The 23,036-nt window shown below is 51.2% G+C and carries 22 protein-coding genes and 2 tRNA genes; 11 read left to right on the top strand and 13 right to left on the bottom strand.

Annotation, left to right across the window (positions count from 1 at the left end):
- Window positions 1-88 precede the first annotated feature (88 nt).
- The 3 genes from RVY89_RS06195 to RVY89_RS06185 all read left to right on the top strand — a co-directional run bounded on the left by RVY89_RS06195 (window position 89) and on the right by RVY89_RS06185 (window position 1,951).
- Window positions 89-637, top strand: a complete 549-nt coding sequence (locus RVY89_RS06195) for a fimbrial protein (RefSeq protein WP_484827208.1) — start codon at window positions 89-91, stop codon at window positions 635-637.
- A 194-nt stretch (window positions 638-831) separates the two neighbouring features.
- Entirely contained in the window at window positions 832-1,395 is a 564-nt protein-coding gene (locus RVY89_RS06190; RefSeq protein WP_484827207.1) for a fimbrial protein, read from the top strand.
- A gap of 10 nt (window positions 1,396-1,405) precedes the next feature.
- Window positions 1,406-1,951: a fimbrial protein gene (locus tag RVY89_RS06185; RefSeq protein WP_484827206.1), complete on the top strand. Its 546-nt coding sequence runs from the start codon at window positions 1,406-1,408 to the stop codon at window positions 1,949-1,951.
- Window positions 1,952-2,252: 301 nt separating this feature from the next.
- Here RVY89_RS06185 and leuE read toward each other — a convergent pair whose 3' ends face one another.
- Both leuE and RVY89_RS06175 read right to left on the bottom strand, forming a co-directional pair.
- Window positions 2,253-2,888, bottom strand: coding sequence for a leucine efflux protein LeuE (gene leuE, locus RVY89_RS06180; protein ID WP_069719050.1), 636 nt, complete (start codon window positions 2,886-2,888; stop codon window positions 2,253-2,255).
- 111 nt (window positions 2,889-2,999) lie between these two features.
- Entirely contained in the window at window positions 3,000-3,173 is a 174-nt protein-coding gene (locus tag RVY89_RS06175; protein ID WP_021240326.1) for a YciY family protein, read from the bottom strand.
- A 157-nt stretch (window positions 3,174-3,330) separates the two neighbouring features.
- Between RVY89_RS06175 and cls the strand changes: the two genes are divergently transcribed.
- A complete protein-coding gene (gene cls, locus RVY89_RS06170) occupies window positions 3,331-4,791 on the top strand; it encodes a cardiolipin synthase (protein ID WP_008502791.1) in 1,461 nt (486 codons plus the stop codon).
- Window positions 4,792-4,824: 33 nt separating this feature from the next.
- Window positions 4,825-5,154, top strand: a complete 330-nt coding sequence (locus tag RVY89_RS06165) for an HI1450 family dsDNA-mimic protein (RefSeq protein WP_006810881.1) — start codon at window positions 4,825-4,827, stop codon at window positions 5,152-5,154.
- Between the two features lie 31 nt (window positions 5,155-5,185).
- Here RVY89_RS06165 and RVY89_RS06160 read toward each other — a convergent pair whose 3' ends face one another.
- From RVY89_RS06160 to RVY89_RS06130, 7 genes are all read right to left on the bottom strand, one after another.
- Window positions 5,186-6,055: an ion transporter gene (locus RVY89_RS06160; protein ID WP_484827205.1), complete on the bottom strand. Its 870-nt coding sequence runs from the start codon at window positions 6,053-6,055 to the stop codon at window positions 5,186-5,188.
- A 14-nt stretch (window positions 6,056-6,069) separates the two neighbouring features.
- Window positions 6,070-7,074, bottom strand: coding sequence for a murein tripeptide/oligopeptide ABC transporter ATP-binding protein OppF (oppF, locus tag RVY89_RS06155; RefSeq protein ID WP_008502789.1), 1,005 nt, complete (start codon window positions 7,072-7,074; stop codon window positions 6,070-6,072).
- Window positions 7,071-8,084 carry an ABC transporter ATP-binding protein gene (oppD, locus tag RVY89_RS06150; protein ID WP_045404931.1) on the bottom strand — a complete coding sequence of 338 codons (1,014 nt, stop codon included), beginning with the start codon at window positions 8,082-8,084 and terminating at the stop codon, window positions 7,071-7,073. The genes oppF and oppD overlap by 4 nt, the downstream gene beginning before the upstream one ends.
- A gap of 11 nt (window positions 8,085-8,095) precedes the next feature.
- Window positions 8,096-9,004: an oligopeptide ABC transporter permease OppC gene (gene oppC / locus RVY89_RS06145; protein ID WP_023312096.1), complete on the bottom strand. Its 909-nt coding sequence runs from the start codon at window positions 9,002-9,004 to the stop codon at window positions 8,096-8,098.
- A gap of 14 nt (window positions 9,005-9,018) precedes the next feature.
- Window positions 9,019-9,939, bottom strand: a complete 921-nt coding sequence (gene oppB / locus RVY89_RS06140) for an oligopeptide ABC transporter permease OppB (protein WP_008502786.1) — start codon at window positions 9,937-9,939, stop codon at window positions 9,019-9,021.
- An 84-nt stretch (window positions 9,940-10,023) separates the two neighbouring features.
- Entirely contained in the window at window positions 10,024-11,655 is a 1,632-nt protein-coding gene (gene oppA, locus RVY89_RS06135) for an oligopeptide ABC transporter substrate-binding protein OppA (RefSeq protein WP_271368167.1), read from the bottom strand.
- 770 nt (window positions 11,656-12,425) lie between these two features.
- A complete protein-coding gene (locus RVY89_RS06130; RefSeq protein ID WP_234649645.1) occupies window positions 12,426-13,073 on the bottom strand; it encodes a YchE family NAAT transporter in 648 nt (215 codons plus the stop codon).
- Window positions 13,074-13,551: 478 nt separating this feature from the next.
- On the opposite strand from RVY89_RS06130, the gene adhE reads away from it, so the two are divergent.
- Window positions 13,552-16,230 carry a bifunctional acetaldehyde-CoA/alcohol dehydrogenase gene (adhE, locus tag RVY89_RS06125; RefSeq protein ID WP_484827204.1) on the top strand — a complete coding sequence of 893 codons (2,679 nt, stop codon included), beginning with the start codon at window positions 13,552-13,554 and terminating at the stop codon, window positions 16,228-16,230.
- 68 nt (window positions 16,231-16,298) lie between these two features.
- Here adhE and tdk read toward each other — a convergent pair whose 3' ends face one another.
- Window positions 16,299-16,913 carry a thymidine kinase gene (tdk, locus tag RVY89_RS06120; RefSeq protein ID WP_484827203.1) on the bottom strand — a complete coding sequence of 205 codons (615 nt, stop codon included), beginning with the start codon at window positions 16,911-16,913 and terminating at the stop codon, window positions 16,299-16,301.
- 549 nt (window positions 16,914-17,462) lie between these two features.
- Here tdk and hns point away from each other — a divergent pair.
- The gene (hns, locus tag RVY89_RS06115) at window positions 17,463-17,876 is read left to right on the top strand and encodes a histone-like nucleoid-structuring protein H-NS (RefSeq protein ID WP_008502781.1); all 414 of its coding nucleotides are present in this window, start codon (window positions 17,463-17,465) and stop codon (window positions 17,874-17,876) included.
- Window positions 17,877-18,076: 200 nt separating this feature from the next.
- On the opposite strand, the gene galU is transcribed toward hns, so the two are convergent.
- The 3 genes from galU to rssA all read right to left on the bottom strand — a co-directional run bounded on the left by galU (window position 18,077) and on the right by rssA (window position 21,193).
- Window positions 18,077-18,985, bottom strand: coding sequence for a UTP--glucose-1-phosphate uridylyltransferase GalU (galU, locus tag RVY89_RS06110; RefSeq protein ID WP_371898584.1), 909 nt, complete (start codon window positions 18,983-18,985; stop codon window positions 18,077-18,079).
- Window positions 18,986-19,185: 200 nt separating this feature from the next.
- On the bottom strand, window positions 19,186-20,199 hold the full coding sequence (gene rssB, locus RVY89_RS06105; RefSeq protein ID WP_484827202.1) for a two-component system response regulator RssB: 1,014 nt from the start codon (window positions 20,197-20,199) through the stop codon (window positions 19,186-19,188).
- Window positions 20,200-20,290: 91 nt separating this feature from the next.
- Entirely contained in the window at window positions 20,291-21,193 is a 903-nt protein-coding gene (gene rssA, locus RVY89_RS06100; RefSeq protein ID WP_484827201.1) for a patatin-like phospholipase RssA, read from the bottom strand.
- Window positions 21,194-21,307: 114 nt separating this feature from the next.
- On the opposite strand from rssA, the gene RVY89_RS06095 reads away from it, so the two are divergent.
- From RVY89_RS06095 to RVY89_RS06080, 4 genes are all read left to right on the top strand, one after another.
- Window positions 21,308-21,766 (top strand): YchJ family protein, encoded by a 459-nt coding sequence (locus RVY89_RS06095; protein WP_484827200.1) that lies wholly within the window; start codon window positions 21,308-21,310, stop codon window positions 21,764-21,766.
- 46 nt (window positions 21,767-21,812) lie between these two features.
- Window positions 21,813-22,655 carry a formyltetrahydrofolate deformylase gene (purU, locus tag RVY89_RS06090; RefSeq protein ID WP_023312104.1) on the top strand — a complete coding sequence of 281 codons (843 nt, stop codon included), beginning with the start codon at window positions 21,813-21,815 and terminating at the stop codon, window positions 22,653-22,655.
- Between the two features lie 157 nt (window positions 22,656-22,812).
- Window positions 22,813-22,897 (top strand) — tRNA-Tyr (locus tag RVY89_RS06085).
- Window positions 22,898-22,932: 35 nt separating this feature from the next.
- Window positions 22,933-23,017 (top strand) — tRNA-Tyr (locus RVY89_RS06080).
- The last annotated feature ends 19 nt before the right edge of the window (window positions 23,018-23,036 follow it).

The raw sequence follows: 23,036 nt of genomic DNA, 5'->3' as shown, positions 1-23,036 counted from the left end.
TGTGGTTCAGAAAATATGGAAAGAATTTTTGCCTGTTCAGGTAAGAATCTTTCGCCTATTTTCAATTTAAATATAAGGATATTTTGTGATGAAAAAGTCAATTTTAGGTTTAGCGGTTTCTGCATTCTTCATGGTTGGTGCTGCTCAGGCTGCAGTTAGCCCTTACGATGTCAGCGCGACGCTGTCTGTGGTGGGTACCGTAACCCCAGCTGAATCCGGCTGCGCAGTAAATACAAGCGTTAACAACGTGGTTCTGAATACCGACGTGACCAAATTAAAAGATCAGCAATCAATTCAAACAGCAAACGATTTGACTACTGTTGATCTGACCGTTGTTGGTGACACCTGTAGCGACCAGGTTCAGCAAGGTAAAATTGCTTACGTATTTAAAGGCGCCGCTGATGGCAGCGTGGGCATGTCCCTGGCAAACACCGCTACAGGTGAAGGGGCCGCAACGGGTGTCGCTATCGGTCTTTTTGACGTAATGGGAAAACCTATCAATATCAACTCACAAACTGTTGTTGCACATGAGGGTATTACTTATTTGGGGTTAAACCTGGTTAAGATGACCAATGCTGAAGAAACCACAACAGGTAACGTTCAGGGCTCTCTGACTATCCAGATCGAACGCCTGTAATCTATTCCCCCCTCACATAAAGTGAGGGGGGTTTATGTTTTATGGTGTATGTATAAAAAGCCTCATAACATCTATTTATCCTCCTCCCAGATGACAGATCCATATTTTTCATATCACATCTGGGATGTTGCGAGTCTTCAAACCCTCACCATAAATATTATTCAAGTAAAGTTAACCTCAAGGGGTCAACCACAATGAAAAAAGTGGCGTTATTTTTCTCCGCAGGTTGTGCGCTTTTCATGGCAACATCTGTGACTGCTGCAGCGGCGTCTCCACATGGGCTTTCAATTTACGGCAAGCTTCAGGAGCAGCCTATTAGCTGTACCGTATTGATGAGCAAATATGTCGTTCAGCTTAGCGCTGAAACCACTCGGCTGCCTGAACAGGACAATACGCATCCAACACTCACAAAAGACGATGTTATTCATATTCGCCTCGGGGGTGATAACTGCGATGCCAATGAGAGTTATAAGAATATTGGCCTTAAGTTCCTCGGTACTGCAGACGAAGCTTACGGCACCGTACTGGCGAACAAAACGGGTGACAGCTCTGGTGCAACAGGTGTAGGGGTCCAACTGATGGATGGCAGTAATAATACACGCATCATCCCTAACTCTACCGTTGGAATGTTCCCGCCTTCCACCAACGGCACGCTTACCGACTTTACCCTCAATTTGTCGCTCGTCAAATTGAAGGGCCAGACGGCAACGACGGGGAGTGTCAAGAGTGACATGACCGTGCAGATTGAGCGTCTATAAGGAGAATGTAATGAAAAAGAATGCATTGAGCCTGTTAAGCGCAGGGTTGCTGTTGTCCTGTACGGGACTCGCCCACGCGGAGGATCAGGCCGCGAATATCTCTGTTTCTGGCCTTGTAACGCCAGGCTATAGTTGCTTCGTCAACATGAGCCAGAGCTCTGTTTCTATTGTCGAAACCCCAGACAAGTTGATTAAGCAGGGAAACAACGCAACAAATCCTGTCATTATTCATCTATCTGTTAAAAGTAATACTGTTAACCATCAGCAGCAATGTGACTCGTTGCTCGCTGAAGGTAAACTCGTTTATCGCATCAGCGGCACGGCGGATAATGCCGATGGCACCGTCCTGGCTAATCAGCTTAAGGATTCAACTGCCGCGAGCGGTCTGGGAATTGGTCTGTTTGACGCCAGCAACACCCCTATCAATGTGAATACTGGGCGGCTAGCTGCGACAGCAGACACCATCCTGGGCTTGCAGCTCGTGCAATTGAGCAATCAGGAGGCTGTGTCAGGCAACATCAATGCACTGGCCTCCATTGATGTTGAACATCTGTAATCACTCCCGCCCATTCTGACCGAATGGGCTTTTTTTTAGAAGGCAGGAATATTTCACCACAAAAGCGCAGGATATCTTGTCATGAAGTGGTCACTATTTGGTTTGGCTTCTTTCTGCATTTTTCATTATTGGTGCCGCTCAAGCCACAACAGATCCTTCTAACGTAAACCCGACTCCTTCTGTTACCGGTACGGTAATGCTGACCTTGTTGACAGCAGATCGAACGTTTGTAAGCCTCTACCGCCCATCTCTTCCAGAACGAGATGGGCGTTTCGTCCTCAAGCAGGGGCCTTCTAATCAATCAATGCAGTGACGCCAGCCTCGCCGCAAACCCGACAAACAGTAGCCCTATCAGCCCGTTCCCCAGCTTTGCCAGTTTCTTTTTCGTTTTAAGATAACGAGTCACAAACGCACCAGAGAAGATCAGAAAGCTCATGTACATAAAGCTTATTAACTCCAGCGTCGTCGCGAGGATCAGGAAAGAAGTGCCGGTACTTTGTGCATTCACGTCAATGAACTGAACAAAGAACGATACGTAGAACAGAATCGCTTTGGGATTGGTCAGACTTAACACCAGCGAACGTTTCATGATCATACTGGCAGGTTCGGGGCCGCTCTCATGGGCGTTTTTTTGACGATTCACCACCGACCAGAGCATTTTGCCCCCCAGCCAGAGCAGATAGAAGGCCCCGAGATAGCGCACGATATTAAACAGTACCGGCGTGGTCTGAATTAATGCCGCGACGCCCGCCCAGGCCAGAAACATCAGTACCGCATCACCGATAAATACGCCTGACGCGGCAAGATATCCTTTTTTAACGCCGTGTCCAATTCCGGTTTTGAGCACAAACAGGGTATTCGGCCCCGGTACCAGCACGATAAAGAACGCGCCAACAACATACGTCCAGAAATTCAATACGCCAAACTCCGCAAACACTTCTTCTCCCTCCTTTTGCTCAATACAGCATGAATAGCGCTGCAAATACGCTACTCCTAAAAATCAGACTCTATAAAATCAGCGGGCACCATTACGGTGCCCTCATGGTACTCAGATATCCTGGACTGCGAACAGCAACGCGTTGCGGTGCCGGGTCATTCCACATTTTCTGATGGCGTGAATACGCATATTGCGGCGGGATTGTGCTTCCAGCCAACGAGCCTTGCGACGACTCACCTGTCGCAACATGCGCCAGCGCCCTACTTCTGTTCTACTGCGCTTCATGTCTACAACTCTTTCTCTAACACTTTTTCTCTAAAAGAAAGGCCATTATAAACCCAACCCGGCAGCAAACCAGCGCTTTTACCTGGCGTTTTTATTTGCCAGATGAATCCTGATGCGTACACTCATAACAATACGCTTTCAAAAGGATTTTTTTACTATGACAACCTTCTACACCGTGGTGAGTTGGCTGGTCATTTTAGGATACTGGCTGTTAATCGCGGGTGTGACATTACGCATCCTGATGAAGCGCAGAGCCGTACCCTCTGCCATGGCCTGGCTTCTGATCATCTACATCCTGCCGCTGGTGGGAATTATTGCCTATCTCTCTTTCGGTGAGCTTCATCTCGGTAAACGCCGCGCCGAGCGGGCCCGCGCCATGTGGCCCTCAACCGCAAAGTGGCTGAACGATCTTAAGGCCTGCAAGCATATCTTCGCCGAGGAGAACAGTAGCGTCGCATCGTCACTGTTTAAGCTGTGCGAGCGCCGTCAGGGGATTGGTGGCGTTAAGGGCAATCAACTTCAGCTGCTGACCTCGTCCGACGACGTCATGCAGGCGTTAATTCGCGATATTCAGCTGGCGCGTCATAATATCGAGATGGTTTTTTATATCTGGCAGCCCGGCGGAATGGCTGACCAGGTCGCTGAATCGCTGATGGCCGCGGCGCGACGCGGCATTCACTGCCGCCTGATGCTTGACTCTGCGGGTAGCGTGGCTTTTTTCCGTAGCCCCTGGGCGGGCATGATGCGCAATGCCGGTATCGAAGTGGTTGAGGCGCTGAAGGTCAATCTCCTGCGCGTGTTTCTGCGCCGGATGGATCTCCGCCAGCATCGCAAAATGATCATGATAGATAACTATATAGCCTACACCGGCAGCATGAACATGGTTGACCCGCGCTTCTTCAAGCAGGACTCGGGCGTGGGCCAGTGGGTGGATTTGATGGCGCGAATGGAGGGGCCGATTGCCACCTCGATGGGCATCGTTTACTCCTGCGACTGGGAGATAGAAACCGGCAAACGCATTCTGCCGCCACCGCCGGACGGCAATATTATGCCGTTTGAAGAGGCCAGCGGTCACACCATTCATACCATTGCTTCCGGGCCCGGCTTCCCGGAGGATTTGATTCATCAGGCGCTGCTGACGGCGACGTACTCCGCGCGTGAATACCTGATCATGACGACGCCCTACTTTGTCCCCAGCGATGACCTCCTGCACGCGATCTGTACCGCGGCGCAGCGCGGCGTCGATGTGAGCATTATTTTGCCGCGCAAAAATGACTCCCTTCTGGTGGGCTGGGCCAGCCGGGCATTCTTCAGCGAACTGCTGGCCGCCGGGGTGAAGATCTACCAGTTCGAAGGCGGATTACTCCACACCAAGAGCGTTCTTGTCGACGGTGAACTGAGCCTGGTGGGAACGGTCAACCTGGATATGCGCAGCCTGTGGCTCAACTTTGAAATCACGTTGGTCATTGATGATGCAGGCTTTGGCGGCGATCTCGCGGCGGTGCAGGATGATTATATCTCCCGCTCGCGGCTGCTGGATGCCAGACTGTGGGTAAAACGTCCATTGTGGCAGAGAATTGCCGAACGACTGTTTTACTTCTTTAGTCCGTTGCTGTAAAACGTGCCCAACGATGTTAAACAGGTAGTCATCATGGAAATGGATCTGAACAATCGCCTGACCGAAGACGAAACGCTCGAGCAGGCCTATGACATTTTTCTCGAACTGGCGGTTGATAACCTCGATCCCGCAGACGTGATCCTCTTTAATCTGCAGTTCGAAGAGCGCGGCGGTGCCGAACTGTTCGACCCTTCAGAAGACTGGGCTGAGCATGTGGATTTCGATCTGAATCCTGACTTCTTTGCCGAAGTGGTCATCGGGCTGGCCGATGAAGACGGCGGCGAGATTAACGATATTTTCGCCCGCGTCCTGCTCTGTCGAGAGAAAGACCATAAGCTGTGCCATATTCTCTGGCGCGAATAATAAAAAAGGCTGCGATTGCAGCCTTTTTTATTTACTCCGGTAATTCACTGCCGCAGCGGTTACAAAACCGCGCGTTGAGGTCATGTTCACCCTGATGACATGCCGGACATTTGCGCTGCTGCTTGCGGCTCTGAAATGCGCTGCTCATGTGCGTGGTAATAAGCCCGGTCGGGATCGCAATCACCGAATAGCCAATCAAAATCAGCACCGACGCCACGATGCGACCCAATGGCGTATGGGGCGTAATATCACCGTACCCCACGGTCGTCACGGTCACAATGGCCCAGTAGACGGACGCATTGAGCGTCGTAAAGCCATATTTTGGCCCTTCTATTAAATACATCAGCGCGCCAAAAACAATCATGACGATGGCAATAAACGAGTAGAACAAAATAAGCTGATGCCGGGCGCTGACGATCGCACTCCAGAACACGCGCAATGACGGCATAAAGCGCAGTAATTTCAGAATACGTAATACCCGAATAACGCGCATCGCCCGCCAGGCAAAGACATAGCTCAGGCTGATTTCCGGCCACAGCCACATGACGTAGAGCGGCAGAATGGTGGCTAAATCAATAAATCCCCAGAAGCTGAAAACATATCTGGCCGGGTTGGGCCAGGCTATTACCCGGAGAAGATATTCAGCGGTAAAAACCAGGGTAATCGCCAGCTCGAGCCAGACAAAGATATGCCATTCGTCAAACGTCAGGTGGTATTGCGTCCCGGCACCCGATTCAATAAAGATGACCACCACGCTGAGAAGCGCAAATAAGCCGCAAAGACCTTCGAATCGTCGTCCGGAAACCGTTTCAGGATCGAATAAAACATGATATAGCCGCCGACGGGCTGACGTGAATAAACGCGACACAGTGACCTCGCAAAAAATAAGGGCTGACATCATGTCAGCCCTTGCGATTATAACGGGTCTACTTTCAGGCAGGAAACCGCATGTCGGAAACTGCCTTCCAGAACCGGTCGCGTTTTTGCACATTCCGGCCCGGCCATTGGGCAGCGCGTGCGGAAAACGCAGCCCGACGGCGGATTAATCGGTGAAGGCAATTCCCCTTCCAGAAGCTGGATGGTTTTATTTTTCTCCAGATCGGGATCGGGAATCGGCACCGCCGACATCAGCGCTTTGGTGTAAGGGTGCAGCGGATTGTGGTACACCTCGTCATAGGTGCCCAGCTCAACGGCGTGCCCCAGATACATCACCAGCACGCGGTCAGAGATGTGTTTCACCACGGCCAGGTCATGCGCGATGAAGATCAGCGACAGCCCCATTTCGCGCTGCAGTTTCTGCAGCAGGTTAACCACCTGCGCCTGAATGGAGACGTCGAGCGCGGAAACCGGTTCATCACAGATAATCAGCTTTGGTTCGAGGATCAGCGCACGCGCTATGCCAATACGCTGACACTGGCCGCCGGAGAACTCGTGAGGATAGCGGTTGATGAGATTAGGCAGCAGCCCGACTTTCAGCATCATCGCCTTAACGCGATCGCGCACTTCCTGACGGGACATCTTCGGATGATAGGTACGCAGCGGCTCGGCAATAATCTCACCGATGGTCATGCGCGGGTTTAATGACGCCAGCGGATCCTGGAAAATCATCTGGATATCGCTGCGCACGTCGCGCCACTCGTCGGGTTTCATGCCAAGCAGATCTTTACCCAGCCAGGCCACTTTGCCGTCGGTGGCTTTCACCAGACCGATAATGGCGCGCGCAAAGGTCGATTTACCGCAGCCGGACTCGCCCACCACGCCCAGGGTTTCCCCTTCATAGAGGCGCAGCGTGACGCCGTCCACCGCTTTCAGGGTCTTCGACGGCTGCCAGAACCACTGTTTGCCGTCTTTGATGTCGAAATGCACCTTGAGGTCAGCAATCTCGAGCAGCACATTGCGTTTTTCATCTAATGCGTTCATACCAGCTCCTCCTGCGGCTTAAAGCAGGCGCGCAGACGGCCTGGTGCAAACTCTTCCAGCGGCGGTGCGCTGTTGCAGATTTCCATCGCGTGCGGGCAGCGCGGCTGGAACGGACAGCCTTTCGGCAGGCGCAGCAGGTTTGGCGGGTTGCCCGGAATGGTGAGCAGGGATTCCCCTTCCGCATCGAGGCGCGGCACCGCGTTCAGCAGGCCAATCGAGTAAGGATGAGCTGGCTGATAGAATACGTCACGCGCTTTGCCGTATTCCATGGTACGACCGGCATACATCACCAGCACTTTGTCACAGATGCCCGCCACCACGCCCAGATCGTGGGTGATCATGATAATCGCCGTGTTGAACTCACGCTTGAGCTCGTTCAGCAGGGTCATGATTTGTGCCTGAACGGTAACGTCCAGCGCGGTGGTCGGTTCGTCGGCAATCAGCAGTTTTGGCCGGCACAGGAGCGCCATCGCAATCATCACGCGCTGACGCATACCGCCAGAGAACTCGTGCGGGAACATACGCATGCGCTTGCGCGCTTCCGGCATTTTCACCGCATCGAGCATTTTGACCGACTCTTCAAAGGCTTCGGCTTTGCCCAGACCTTTGTGCAGCATCAGGACTTCCATCAGCTGCTCACCGACGCGCATGTACGGGTTCAGAGAGGTCATCGGATCCTGGAAAATCATCGAGATCTGCTCGGCACGCAGCTTGTTCAGCTCGTGCTCCGGCAGGTTGAGGATTTCGCGACCGTTGAATTTCGCGGAACCGCCAATCACACCGTTAGCGGCCAGCAGGCCCATTAGCGCAAAGGCGGTCTGGGATTTCCCGGATCCGGATTCACCCACGATGCCGAGCGTTTCTCCCGCGCGCAGGTTGAAGTTGAGATCGTTCACGGCGGTCACATCCCCGTCCGGGGTCTTAAAGGTGACGCGAAGATCTTTTACGTCCAGCAGAAGGTCGCTCCGCTGCTGCGCCTGTGGCGCGGTTGCCGTTTCAATAATTGTCATGACGGCGCTCCTTAACGGTCTTTCGGGTCGAGGGCATCACGCAGGCCATCGCCGATAAAGTTAAAACAAAACAGGGTAACGACCAGGAAACCCGCCGGGTATAACAGCAGCCACGGTGACACTTCCATTGAGTTTGCACCGTCACTCAACAGCGCGCCCCAGCTGCTCAACGGTTCTTGCGTACCCAGACCGAGGAAGCTCAGGAAGGATTCAAACAGGATCATGCTTGGCACCAGCAGTGAGGCATAGACCACCACCACGCCCAGCACGTTAGGAACGATATGGCGAACCACGATATTCCCGGTAGAGACACCGCCGACCTGCGCGGCTTCGATAAACTCTTTGCGTTTAAGGCTCAGCGTCTGGCCGCGGACAATACGCGCCATATCCAGCCAGGAAACCATCCCGATGGCCACGAAGATCAACAGGATATTCTGACCGAAGAAGGTCACCAGCAGGATGACGAAGAACATGAACGGGAAGGAGTTCAGGATTTCCAGCAGACGCATCATTACCGAGTCGATTTTACCGCCAAGATAGCCGGAAAGTGAGCCGTAGAGCGTACCCACGATCACGGCCACCAGCGCGGCAGCAATACCGACCATCAGCGAGATACGGCCACCGATAGCGACACGCACCAGCAGATCGCGTCCGGAAGAGTCCGTGCCAAAATAGTGGCCAGATTCCATATCCGGCGCGCTGGACATCATGCCCCAGTCGGTGTCGAAATAGGTAAATTGCGACAGCATCGGCGCAAGGGTCACAAACAGCGCAATGATCACCAGAACAACCAGACTGGCAACCGCAGCACGGTTGTGCATAAAGCGACGGCGCGCGTCCTGCCAGAGGCTACGACCTTCTACTTCCAGTTTTTCACTGAAGTTTTCCAGCGCCTCGCTGTTTTTCTTACTCAACATCATGGCGTGCTCCAGCGTTAGTAACGAATTTTCGGGTCGATGACGGCATACAGCACATCGACGATAGCGTTGAAGAGAATGGTCAGCGCACCGACGAGAATCGTCAGGCTAAGAACCAGCGAATAGTCGCGGTTAAGCGCGCCGTTAACGAACAGCTGACCAATGCCAGGCAGGCCGTAGATTGTTTCGATAACCATTGAGCCGGTGATGATCCCGACAAATGCCGGCCCCATGTAGGAGAGCACGGGTAACAGCGCCGGTTTGAGCGCGTGGCGGAAGATAATCCGACGCATCGGCAGCCCTTTAGCGCGCGCGGTACGAATGAAGTTCGAGTGCAGCACTTCGATCATTGAACCACGGGTGATACGCGCGATACTGGCGATGTACGCCAGAGATAATGCCACCATCGGCAAAATCATGAACTTTAATGCCCCGCCGTTCCAGCCGCCGCCCGGCAGCCACTTCAGCGTGATGGCAAATATCATCACCAGTAATGGCGCGACAACGAAGCTGGGTATCACTACCCCGGTCATTGCCACACCCATTACGGCATAATCCCATTTGGTATTTTGTCTGAGCGCGGCGATAACGCCCGCGGTGACGCCGAAAACGATGGCCAGAATGAATGCCGCAGCACCCAACTTAGCCGAAACCGGGAAGCTGGACGCCACCAGGTCGTTAACGGAATAGTCTTTATATTTAAATGACGGTCCAAAATCGCCGTGGGCCAGCTGCTTCAGGTAATTGAAGTACTGGGTGGAGATAGGATCGTTCAAGTGGTATTTCGCTTCGATATTCGCCATGACTTCTGGCGGCAGCGTACGTTCACCGGTAAATGGACTTCCCGGCGCAAGGCGCATCATGAAGAAGGAAATCGTGATGAGAATAAATAGCGTTGGAATCGCTTCAAGACAGCGACGTAGGATAAATTTCAACATTGCCCGTACCTTCTGGCGTGTGCCTATATTATGTGACGTTGGTTAGACACCGTGGGGCGAGCACGCCCGCCCCACTCATTGCCATTAATGCTTGATAATATACAAGTTTTTAACGTAGATATTATCCATCGGGTCTTTACCGGTATACCCACCTACCCACGGTTTCACCAGACGGGCGTTAACGTAGTAGTAAACCGGAACGATCGCGGAATCTTTATCCAGCTGCTGCTCGGCCTTAGAGTACAGTTCTGTACGCTGTGCTTCGTCAGTGGTTTTCAGCGTGTCGCCAATCAGCTTGTCGAACGCCGGGCTCTTATAGTGCGCGGTGTTGTTCGAGCTGTCGCTCAGCATGGTGTTCAGGAAGGAGGTCGGTTCGTTATAGTCCGCACACCAGCCTGCACGTGCCACATCAAAGGTGCCCTGATGACGGCTGTCGAGGAAGGTTTTCCACTCCTGGTTCTCCAGCTTCACGTTCGCGCCCAGGTTCTTTTTCCAGATCGAGGCGACGGCGATAGCCAGTTTTTTATGCAGATCGGAGGTGTTGTACAGCAGGCTGAAGGTCAGCGGCTTATCTGCGGTGTAGCCCGCTTCGGCCAGCAGTTTCTTCGCTTCTGCGTTACGCTGTTCCTGAGTCTGTTTGAACCAGTCTGGCTCGGTCAGTTTTGCGCCATCGGTGTATGGAGGGGTATAGCTATACGCCGGCAAATCGCCCTGGTTTTTCACTTTGTTCACGATGATATCGCGATCCAGTGCCAGCTTCAGCGCGGTACGAACGCGTACGTCGGTGAACGGTGCCTTCTGGTTGTTGATTTCATAGTAATAGGTGCACAGGTACGGATCGACGTGAACTTCTTTAGGGATCTCTTTTTTCAGTTTCTGGAACAGTTCAATCGGCATGTTGTTATAGGTCATGTCGATTTCACCGCTGCGATAGCGGTTAACGTCAGTCACTTCGGAAGAAATTGGCAGGTAGGTCACCTGATTAATAACGGTTTTCGCGTTGTCCCAGTATTGCGGGTTACGCTCAAGCACCATACGCTCGTTGACCACCCAGTCTTTCAGCTTGTAGGCACCGTTGGTCACGATATTGGCAGGCTGGGTCCATTTTTCACCAAATTTTTCCACGGCGGATTTTGGTACCGGGGAGACGGACGGGTGAACCAGCAGCTTATAGAAGTACGGAACAGGTTCGCTCAACGTTACTTCAAAGGTATTAGCATCGATCGCTTTTACGCCCAGGTCGGTAATAGGTTTTTTACCCGCGATGATGTCATCAATATTGGCGATATGGCCATATTGCAGGTAGCTCGCATACGGAGAGGCGGTTGTTGGGTTCGCCAGACGCTGCCAGCTATAAACGAAATCTTCGGCCGTGACCGGTGTACCGTCGGACCATTTCGCATCTTTACGCAGATGGAAGGTCCAGACTTTGAAATCTTTGTTTTCCCATTTTTCGGCTACACCCGGCGCCGGGTGGCCGTCTACGTCCGTTACCAGCAGGCCTTCGAACAGGTCGCGGTTAACGTTAGACTCAGGAACACCTTCAATTTTGTGCGGGTCGAGAGACTGAACTTCCGCACCGTTGTTACGCACCAGCGTCTGTTTCTCAGCCAGTTGAACACCTGCAGGAACGTCCGCAGCCATTGCAGCGTTGCCCGCGATTAGCGCAGTTAAAATCCCCGCCGCTACCAGATTTTTTTTTGTGATGATGGACATTGTGTTGGTACTCCACTCATTATAATGACTGGCCTTCGCCAGCTGTGTAATCCCCTGTTGGGGCCTGTACAGCGCAGGAGTTTTTTTTGCTGCTGTCAGGTTCTTCTTTTACTGCTTGCTATCACCGACTTTTTTATTACTGACCGCTCGTATGGCCGTCTTGCGTCGATTCTTAACAGGCCTCCCCTGTTTGAGGCCTGCGCTGGATATCTGAGAAGAAAACTATATGAAAATAATTCTCATCTGCTTGTTTTATGCTGCAAAATATTAGGCCGGAAAGTATCAAATGGCGTAAACGCGCGCCAATACATTTTGCAAATTTGTTAAGCAATTCTCTTTTACGGTGAGTACCGCATCGTTGAGGGCAGCCCTGCCGGACATCGAACATCACGTAAAAAACATAATATTCAAAAAGATAGAGAATTTTTTCTCTACAAGCGCGTCGCTGCGCTATCATCGAGTGATTTTGTACAAAAATTTAACAACTGGTTATTATTTAGCACATTCATCTAGGGGAATGTTGAAATTACTAATATCATTTCGGTTATCTCTCAGCAAGCCCCAGAGTATCATGTGAGTAAAATAACAGATCGATCGAAGGTTTTCTGCGCAGGCGGGTTTGGCGGGATTTAATAACTTGTTGAAATACAAGCAATGAACATTATTAGTAGAATTTATTATGATATGTAAGCATTTCAACTTTAGTTATAGGATTTACTGATAATGACGTAAAAAAACGGAGCCGTTGCTCCGTTCTTTCATACGAAATATCAGTGCAGCAAACCGGGGAAAATGCTTTTAATTCCCGTAACGATGAATTCAATCCCTAACGCCATCAACAGCAGACCCATAATACGCGTTATAACGTTAATGCCCGTCTGCCCCAACAGGCGCACCAGCCAGGGTGCCATGCGGAATACGCCCCAGCAGCAGAGCGCGAAAAGCGCAATGGCGACGGAAAATCCAACCAGATGCATCAGGCTATGGTAACGCGTGCCCCAGACAATGGTTGAGCTGATGGCACCGGGGCCAGCCATGAGCGGTAAGGCCAGAGGCACTACGCCAATACTTTCGCGGATGGCGGTTTCTGACTTCTCCTGCTTGTTCTGTTTATCCTCGCCCAGCTTACCGCTGATCATGGACATGGCGATGGTCACGACCAGGATCCCACCCGCTATGCGGAAAGAGTCGATCGAAATCCCGAAGAGCTGGAGAATGGCGTCACCCAGAAAAAGGGAGGTGAGTAATATGATAGCGACTGACAGGTTAGCGGTCAGGTTGGTCTTATTCCTGGCCGCCGCCGTCTGGTAACTCGTCATACTAATGAAGACAGGAATGATCCCCACCGGGTTGACCAGGGCAAACAAACCAATAAAAAATTTAAAATACGTTGGAAAATCAAAGAGCGTTTGGATCACGTTTTGCTCCGCTTATGCACATGCCCGGGACTGACAATTTGTCGTGAGAAATCGCGCTGAAGATACCCTTTTTATCAGCATACTTCACTCGAAATCTGTGGCAAAACGTTATCATTTCAGGATGTTAAACATATGTATAATTCATGATAGCGCCACTTCCAATACTTACGTAATTATTTAACACTGGAAAAATCTCAAAGAAATAACCCTGCTGAAAGGTATCAGCTTGGGGGAAAATTGACGTAGATCATGATTTCCGTACTCAGAAGTGAGTAATCTTGGCTACGCCCCCAGGGAGATCGCCTGACAAAAAGGGATGATGCTAAGGTAAGGCTCTTTTAGTAAATTAGTGTGCTGACGCAGAAAGTAACTCTTTGTTTTACTTTGTGTTACGCAAGTCGTATCGGCTCTGTCTATACTGTGTGACGTATCGAGCGCTGGTTTACTAAAAGAGTTTAAACATTATCAGGAGAGCATTATGGCTGTTACTAATATCGCTGAACTGAACGCCCTCGTCGAGCGCGTTAAAAAAGCCCAGCGTGAATATGCCAATTTCACCCAAGAACAGGTTGATAAAATCTTCCGCGCGGCCGCACTGGCTGCTGCAGATGCTCGAATCCCTCTCGCTAAAATGGCCGTTGCCGAATCCGGCATGGGTATCGTGGAAGATAAAGTGATTAAAAACCACTTCGCTTCCGAGTATATCTACAACGCCTATAAAGATGAGAAAACCTGTGGCGTGCTGTCCGAAGACGACACCTTCGGTACCATCACCATCGCTGAACCTATCGGCATTATCTGCGGTATTGTTCCAACCACTAACCCAACGTCTACTGCAATCTTCAAATCACTGATTAGCCTGAAGACCCGTAACGCAATCATCTTCTCTCCACACCCACGTGCGAAAGATGCCACCAACAAAGCTGCAGACATCGTCCTGCAGGCGGCGATCGCTGCTGGCGCACCAAAAGATCTGATTGGCTGGATCGACCAACCTTCCGTCGAGCTCTCCAATGCGCTGATGCATCACCCGGACATTAACCTGATCCTGGCGACCGGTGGTCCTGGCATGGTTAAAGCCGCATACAGCTCCGGTAAACCAGCGATAGGTGTGGGCGCCGGTAACACCCCGGTTGTTATCGACGAAACCGCTGACATCAAACGTGCCGTTGCGTCTGTACTGATGTCTAAAACCTTCGATAACGGCGTGATCTGTGCATCTGAACAGTCTGTTGTTGTTGTCGATTCCGTATACGACGCTGTTCGTGAACGTTTCGCCAGCCACGGCGGCTACCTGCTGCAGGGCAAAGAGCTGAAAGCGGTTCAGGACATTATCCTGAAAAATGGCGCACTGAACGCTGCTATCGTGGGTCAGCCAGCTTACAAAATTGCTGAGCTCGCAGGCTTTACCGTTCCGGCAACGACCAAGATCCTGATCGGTGAAGTGAAAGTTGTTGACGAAAGCGAGCCGTTTGCTCACGAAAAACTGTCTCCTACGCTTGCCATGTACCGTGCGAAAGATTTCGAAGACGCGGTAGAGAAAGCAGAGAAGCTGGTTGCCATGGGCGGTATCGGTCACACCTCTTGTCTGTACACTGACCAGGACAACCAGCCAGAGCGCGTTGCTCACTTCGGTCAGATGATGAAAACTGCGCGTATCCTGATCAACACCCCTGCTTCTCAGGGTGGTATCGGTGACCTGTACAACTTTAAACTCGCACCTTCCCTGACTCTGGGTTGTGGTTCCTGGGGTGGTAACTCCATCTCTGAAAACGTTGGTCCAAAACACCTGATCAACAAGAAAACCGTTGCTAAGCGAGCTGAAAACATGTTGTGGCATAAACTTCCGAAATCTATCTACTTCCGCCGTGGCTCTCTGCCAATCGCGCTGGATGAAGTGATTACTGATGGCCACAAACGTGCGCTCATCGTGACTGACCGTTTCCTGTTCAACAACGGCTACGCTGACCAGATCACCTCCGTGCTGAAAGCGTCTGGCGTTGAGACTGAAGTGTTCTTTGAAGTTGAAGCTGACCCTACCCTGAGCGTTGTGCGTAAAGGTGCTGAGCTGGCTAACTCCTTCAAACCAGATGTGATTATTGCGCTGGGTGGTGGTTCCCCAATGGACGCCGCGAAAATCATGTGGGTCATGTACGAACATCCAGAAACTCACTTCGAAGAGCTGGCGCTGCGCTTTATGGATATCCGTAAACGTATCTACAAGTTCCCGAAAATGGGCGTAAAAGCGAAAATGATTGCGGTCACCACCACTTCCGGTACCGGTTCAGAAGTTACGCCATTCGCGGTAGTAACGGACGATGCAACAGGTCAGAAATACCCACTGGCTGACTATGCACTGACCCCAGACATGGCTATCGTTGATGCGAACCTGGTTATGGAGATGCCGAAGTCACTGTGTGCATTCGGTGGTCTTGATGCGGTAACTCACGCCCTGGAAGCTTACGTTTCTGTGCTGGCATCTGAGTTCTCTGACGGTCAGGCTCTGCAGGCTCTGAAACTGCTGAAGGAAAACCTGCCAGCGTCCTACAACGAAGGGTCTAAAAACCCTGTAGCACGTGAACGTGTCCACAGTGCAGCAACCATCGCCGGTATCGCGTTTGCCAACGCCTTCCTGGGTGTTTGCCACTCAATGGCGCACAAACTGGGCTCACAGTTCCACATTCCTCACGGTCTGGCGAACGCCCTGTTGATCAGCAACGTTATCCGTTATAACGCTAACGACAACCCAACCAAGCAGACGGCTTTCAGCCAGTACGACCGTCCACAGGCACGTCGTCGCTATGCTGAAATCGCTGACCACCTTGGTCTGAGCGCACCGGGCGATCGCACTGCAGCGAAGATTGAGAAACTGCTGGCATGGCTGGAAAGCCTGAAGGCTGAACTGGGTATTCCTAAATCAATCCGTGAAGCGGGCGTACAGGAAGCTGACTTCCTTGCTCACGTAGACAAGCTGTCTGAAGATGCATTCGATGACCAGTGTACTGGTGCCAACCCGCGCTACCCACTGATCTCCGAGCTGAAACAGATTCTGCTGGATACCTACTACGGTCGTGAGTTCAAAGAAGGTGACGTTGCCGCTGTGAAAACAGAAGCCCCTGTCATCAAAGCTGACAAGAAAGCGAAGAAAACCGCTTAATTGACAGCAGCAGATGAAAAACCCGCCTTAACGGCGGGTTTTTTTATGTCTGAAAAATAAGACTGAGGTTATTTTCTGTTGTCGTGCTGAATCGCCGTCAGCGAGCCTACAGACAGCGCTTCTTTATAATGCTTACGGCAGACCGAAACATAGCGTTCATTGCCGCCTATCACCACCTGCTCGCCATCTGCATAAGGTTTCCCGGCCTGGTCGAGACGAAGTACCATGCTGGCTTTACGACCGCAGAAGCAGATCGTTTTCAGTTCGACAAGTTTATCCGACCAGGCGAGCAAATATTGGCTCCCTTCAAAAAGCTCCCCGCGGAAATCAGTACGCAGGCCGTAACAGAGCACGGGGATATCAAGCTCATCAACTACCTCTGACAGGGCATGGACCTGTTCACGCGTCAGAAACTGGCTCTCATCGACCAGAACACAGTGAATGGGCTGTGCCGCATGTTCTGCACGAATGTCTTCAAACAGATCGGTTTTCGGGTTATACAGCCTGGCAGGCGACGAGAGCCCTATTCTGGAGCTCACCTTCCCTGCGCCAAAGCGATCGTCAATTTCAGCCGTGTAAACAACGGTACGCATCCCGCGTTCCTGGTAATTGTACGAAGATTGCAGCAACGCGGTGGATTTCCCTGCATTCATTGCCGAATAGTAGAAATAAAGTTGTGCCATTGGCCGTAAAACCCTAATCAATGTGTAATATTCCCGATGAGTCATTGTACCATATTTTGTCTGGTCATCAGCGATGCAGCGCACAGAGGATGCGGTTCTGTGCCGCATTCAGTCCCTTCTGTTTATGAAAATAACCCGTTAAAACATGAAGTAAACCCATTCAGCCCCGCCAATATGTTATAAGTTAAGCCAAACATAACACTTCTTTTTATAGTGGAATCTCGGCCCTTTAAAATTCACTATTTATTAACTATTTCAGGCTTAACACCAGGGGTGAGAACTAATACAAAAGGCTGATATTTCTCCGCCGCAACTATAATTCCTGCGGGAAATGTCACAAAAAAAAGACGCAATCGACCGGGTTAAGCAGGTTCCGGTGATAACAACCGAGACAGTTGGATGCTGGAATTTAAGTTAGCGTAATTAATAATAGCGGCATTATTTAGTATTTTTTGAATTCCTTACATTCCTGGCTATTGCACATCTGAATTTATGGCTCTATTATTAGGTCAACAAACCACCCCCCATTATAAGTTTGAGATTACTACAATGAGCGAAGCACTTAAAATTCTGAACAACATCCGTACTCTTCGTGCGCAGGCAAGAGAATGCACCCTCGAAACGCTTGAAGAAATGCTGGAAAAATTAGAAGTTGTAGTTAATGAACGTCGTGAAGAAGAAAGCGCTGCTGCAGCGGAAATCGAAGAACGTACTCGTAAACTGCAGCAATATCGTGAAATGCTGATTGCTGATGGTATCGATCCAAATGAATTGCTGAACAGCATGGCTGCCGCTAAAACCGGTACTAAAGCCAAGCGTGCTGCACGTCCTGCTAAATATAGCTACGTTGATGAGAACGGCGAAACTAAAACCTGGACTGGCCAGGGTCGTACTCCTGCTGTTATCAAGAAAGCGATGGATGAGCAGGGTAAACAGCTGGACGACTTCCTGATCAAGGATTAATCGAGCCTCATTCAGAAAATCCCGCATATTGCGGGATTTTTTTTAACCTAAATTTGTCGCAAACATCCTCTTACACTCTGTCATAAAGCATTATTTGGCAATTTCATCGACTGTACTTTCAGACAGGTTTTGGGAGTGTTATAGGCATAAAAAAACCGGTGGGCGGCGCCTCACCGGTTTCGAACATTTACAACCGTGGCTTATTTCTTAATACCAGTACTCTCTTTGAGCCAAGTTTTAAATTCTTCGCCAAGGGTATTATGGCGGATACCATATTCAACAAACGCCTGCATATAACCGAGCTTATTACCGCAGTCATGGCTCTTACCTTTCATATGGTAGGCCTCAACGGTCTCTTTCTCGATCAGCATATCGATGGCATCCGTCAGCTGGATCTCATCACCCGCTCCTGGAGGCGTTTTAGCCAGCAGAGGCCAGATTTCAGCACTCAGGACATAGCGACCTACAACGGCAAGGTTTGAAGGCGCTACGTCGGCTTTAGGCTTCTCTACGACGCCAACCATTGGCACGCTTTCGCCCGGCTCAAGGTTAACGCCTTTGCAGTCAACCACACCGTATGCCGTCACGTCTTCAACAGGCTCAACCATGATCTGGCTGCTGCCGGTTTCGTCGAAACGTTTGATCATTTCAGCCAGGTTATCCTGAGAAAGATCGGATTCGTATTCGTCCAGAATAACGTCAGGCAGAATTACCGCTACAGGCTCATCACCCACAACAGGATGCGCGCACATAACAGCGTGACCCAGACCTTTAGCCAGCCCCTGACGAACCTGCATAATGGTGACGTGTGGAGGGCAAATAGACTGAACTTCTTCTAACAGCTGGCGCTTAACACGCTTTTCCAGCATGGCTTCAAGTTCAAAGCTTGTATCGAAATGGTTTTCGATAGAGTTTTTAGATGAATGCGTAACCAGCACAATTTCAGTGATGCCGGCTGCAATACATTCATTAACGACATACTGGATTAATGGCTTATCAACCAGAGGCAACATCTCTTTAGGAATCGCCTTAGTTGCTGGTAACATCCTGGTCCCCAATCCCGCTACCGGGATAACGGCCTTTCTGACTTTCGAATTTAGGGCAGCCATTCAAATTCTCCTGAGCTGTTCAAGTTTTGAACTTTTATGCAATAAATAACGCGTTGAGTATATCAGCCTCGCCCCGCAGTTCGGGTCTGAAAAGAACGCGTTGCCGATCAATTAGGATAAATACGCATGAAACTGGGCAGCGATAGTAGCACTCCCCGCAAAACACAGGTAAAGCAATCTTAAAATTACGATCCAATTGCTTATTCCGTGGACAACATTAAGCGTAGCCGTCCTCCGGCGCCCCAAATTTGGCACTGCCAGGAGGAACAGCGGTGGCTAATTTGATTAAGATACGCCGTTCCCAACGTCCCAAGCGGTACACCGTTACTCACCTGAATATGATGTTCACCGGTATTCAGTGATGCATTGAGACCAGCTGAAACGAGGATCAGATTTTTTAAACCGCTATGGTAATAGCCGACCAATAGCGGGAACTGTCCAGGCAGATTGGCCTGACGAAAAAGCTGGTTTACCTGTTTGAGTAAACTGCCTAACTCCGGCAACCGTTGTCCCTGATGGGATAACTGTTCCTGCAACAAACCATTAAATAGCGCACGAAGAAGTAACGCCGCTAATACACCGTTATCCCCCGCCCGGGTGACATCCAGAGAATAAAACGCAAGGTCGGAATCTGACAGTGGCGCAATATCCAGCACCAGTCCTGGCTGGTCAGCGGCCACCAGCTGTCGATAATTTACGCGACAGTGGGAAATAGTTTGCTGAACGGGCGGCTGGAGTTCTTGCAATAGCTTCGCCGCGGCAGGCGGATCGCTCACCAGAGCGTCCCAGTCCTGGAAAAGACGCTCCTCTTCCTCTACCCGGGAATTAAACATATTCGGATAAAGGCACGCTAACACCGTTTCTCGCAGCCGGTGCAAATCTTTGACCGGCTTAAGCAGAATATCCTGTACCCCGAGACGTAATGCTTTTGCGATATCCGCCATGTTCTCGGTGGCAGAGATCACAAGAATTGGCGTCTGATTGCCTTCGTTACGCAGATGTTCAACCAGCTTCAGCCCATTCATGCGCGGCATCGCAATGTCGCAAATCATCAAATCGGGCGTAATGCTGTTCATTTTTTCCAGGGCGTCGATGCCATCTTCAGCCAGTGACGTCATTGCGCCCAGCGAGGATAACCACGAATCCAGTAGCGATCGGAAAACGGGCTCGTCTTCAACAATCAAAATGTGTTTTCCGGCCAATGGCTGCGTCATGGTTCCTCCCCTGGCTGACAGTAACTAAATAGTGGCATGCGATCGGCACTATCGCCTGTCAGATTTTGCTGAAGTAGTCAAAAAAAGGTGCTTAACGTGCGGTCTGCACAAAAGGCAACAATTCGTCCATTTTCTTTTCGACGGCTAACGAGCCCGCTGCGATGGCGGCCTCAGCCCGATGGAAATCAAGGGTAGAGATTTGCGGACAGTACGGCTGAATAAGAATATCCGGAGGGTCGCCTGCCATACGGTTACGTTTAAGGCGATTCTCGAGTACCTGAATTGAGGTGGTCATGATTTCCATCGCCGTCGGCGCGGCAACCGAACGACGCGCGGCCATACGCCCTATTCTTCCGCGCAGGCGTTCATGCCAGGCCAGTTTCTCGCTCTCAGCATCTTCGCTCTGGAGATTGACCGGCATGAGATCCTGCTGCATCAGGTGGGCATCGTGCTGCAGGTCGACGGCAATCACGATGTCCGCCCCCATTGCGCGCGTCAGAGAGATGGGAACCGGGTTAACGACGCCACCATCGACAAGCCAGTAACCGTTGTGTGGGACAGGCGCCATGAGCCCCGGCATGCTGCAGGAGGCGCGCACGGCAAGATGGAGATCGCCTTCGGTGAGCCAGAGTTCGCGTCCTGTACTGAGGTTCGTCGCGACGGCGCCGAAAGGCATCTGACAATCAGTGAAGTCTTCGAGAGGCATAACCTGGCGGAACTGGTTAAAGACGCGTTCGCCGCGCAACAGCCCACCACGCTGCCATGAGAGGTCCATCAGACGCAGCACGTCCCAGTAGCTAAAGGAGCGCACCCACGTCTCGAGTTCCGGAAGCTTCCCGCACGCGTAAGCCGAGCCGACAAGCGATCCGATTGAACACCCTGCAACAATATCGACAGTAATGCCCATCTGATTTAGGGCATTAATCACGCCGATGTGCGACCATCCCCGGGCGGCACCTGAACCCAGCGCCAGCCCAATTTTAACCTTTCTCATTAGTTCTGTTTTACTTCCCCTGGATTCCTGACATAGCGTCAACGCAACGCCTCAGTTAACATAGTGCTACCCGAAGCGTTTTACGCCTTTATATTTTGTTCCAGGAAGAGAATCGTGTCTCAACTCTGCCCTTGTGGTAGCGCTCTGGAGTATAGCCTATGTTGCCAGCGATATCTGTCTGGCGATCAGGTTGCACCAGACCCGTCACACCTTATGCGTTCACGGTACACTGCTTTTGTGATCAAAGACGCAGACTACCTGATTAAAACCTGGCATCCATCCTGCCGCGCGGCCGATTTCAAACAGGACATCGAAGCCGGGTTTGCGAATACGCAGTGGCTCGGCCTCACCGTCTATGAATCCTCTCCAGGCAGCCATATTGATGAAGGTTACGTCAGCTTTGTTGCCCGTTTTACCGAGAATAATAAACCTGGTGCCATTATCGAGCGTTCCCGGTTCTTAAAGGAAAGCGGGCAATGGTATTATATTGACGGAACGCGCCCACAGTTTGGTCGTAACGATCCCTGCCCGTGTGGTTCAGGTAAAAAATTTAAAAAGTGTTGCGGGCAGTAATGCCTGACAACCCAGACTTCGCAAATACAAACAGGATTTCCCGGCGATGCAATCATTACAACGTAAAGTTCTGCGCACCATCTGTCCCGATCAAAAAGGGCTGATCGCACGAATTACCAACATTTGCTACAAACATGAACTGAATATCGTGCAGAACAACGAGTTCGTTGACCACCGTACCGGCCGCTTCTTTATGCGTACCGAACTCGAAGGTATTTTCAACGACACCACCCTGCTGGCCGATCTGGACAGCGCGCTTCCGGAAGGTTCCGTACGCGAGCTGACCCCAGCCGGTCGACGCCGCATCGTGATCCTGGTGACCAAAGAAGCACATTGTCTGGGCGACCTGCTGATGAAAGCCAACTACGGCGGTCTGGACGTTGAAATCGCTGCCGTTATTGGCAACCACGAGACGCTGCGTACGCTGGTCGAGCGCTTTGACATTCCGTTTGAGCTGGTGAGCCATGAAGGCCATACCCGTGAAGAACACGACGATCTGATGGCCCAGGCCATTGAAGCGCATAACCCGGACTACGTGGTGCTGGCGAAATACATGCGCGTATTAACGCCATCCTTCGTGGCGCGCTTCCCGAACAAGATCATCAACATTCACCACTCGTTCCTGCCGGCCTTTATTGGCGCGCGTCCATACCACCAGGCGTACGAGCGTGGGGTGAAGATCATCGGTGCGACCGCGCACTACGTGAATGACAACCTGGACGAAGGTCCAATCATCATGCAGGACGTGATTCATGTGGATCACACTTATACTGCCGAGGACATGATGCGCGCGGGGCGTGACGTTGAGAAGAACGTACTGAGTCGTGCGCTGTATCAGGTGCTGGCGCAGCGGGTCTTCGTGTATGGCAACAGAACCATCATCCTTTAATCTTTCGGAAAATGAATTGATTAGCTTTGCGCCTTTACGGATAAAAAGCAAGCAAACAGCTTCGTTTCCCTAAAGGAATGCTTTACAGGGGCGTCTCATTTGATATGATGCGCCCCGCTTCCAGCAGGAAGCTGGCCAGTAAAAAGCATTACCCCGTGGTGGGGTTCCCGAGCGGCCAAAGGGAGCAGACTGTAAATCTGCCGTCATCGACTTCGAAGGTTCGAATCCTTCCCCCACCACCATCTCTCAGCACGACCTCAAAATTTGAATTGCCCCTGGTGGGGTTCCCGAGCGGCCAAAGGGAGCAGACTGTAAATCTGCCGTCATCGACTTCGAAGGTTCGAATCCTTCCCCCACCACCATCACTTTCAAACGATTCCA

This window comes from Enterobacter sp. 3U4, from assembly GCF_057224565.1.
The sequence above is the reverse complement of the archived record's forward strand: the minus strand, read 5'-3'. Positions and strand labels throughout refer to the sequence as shown.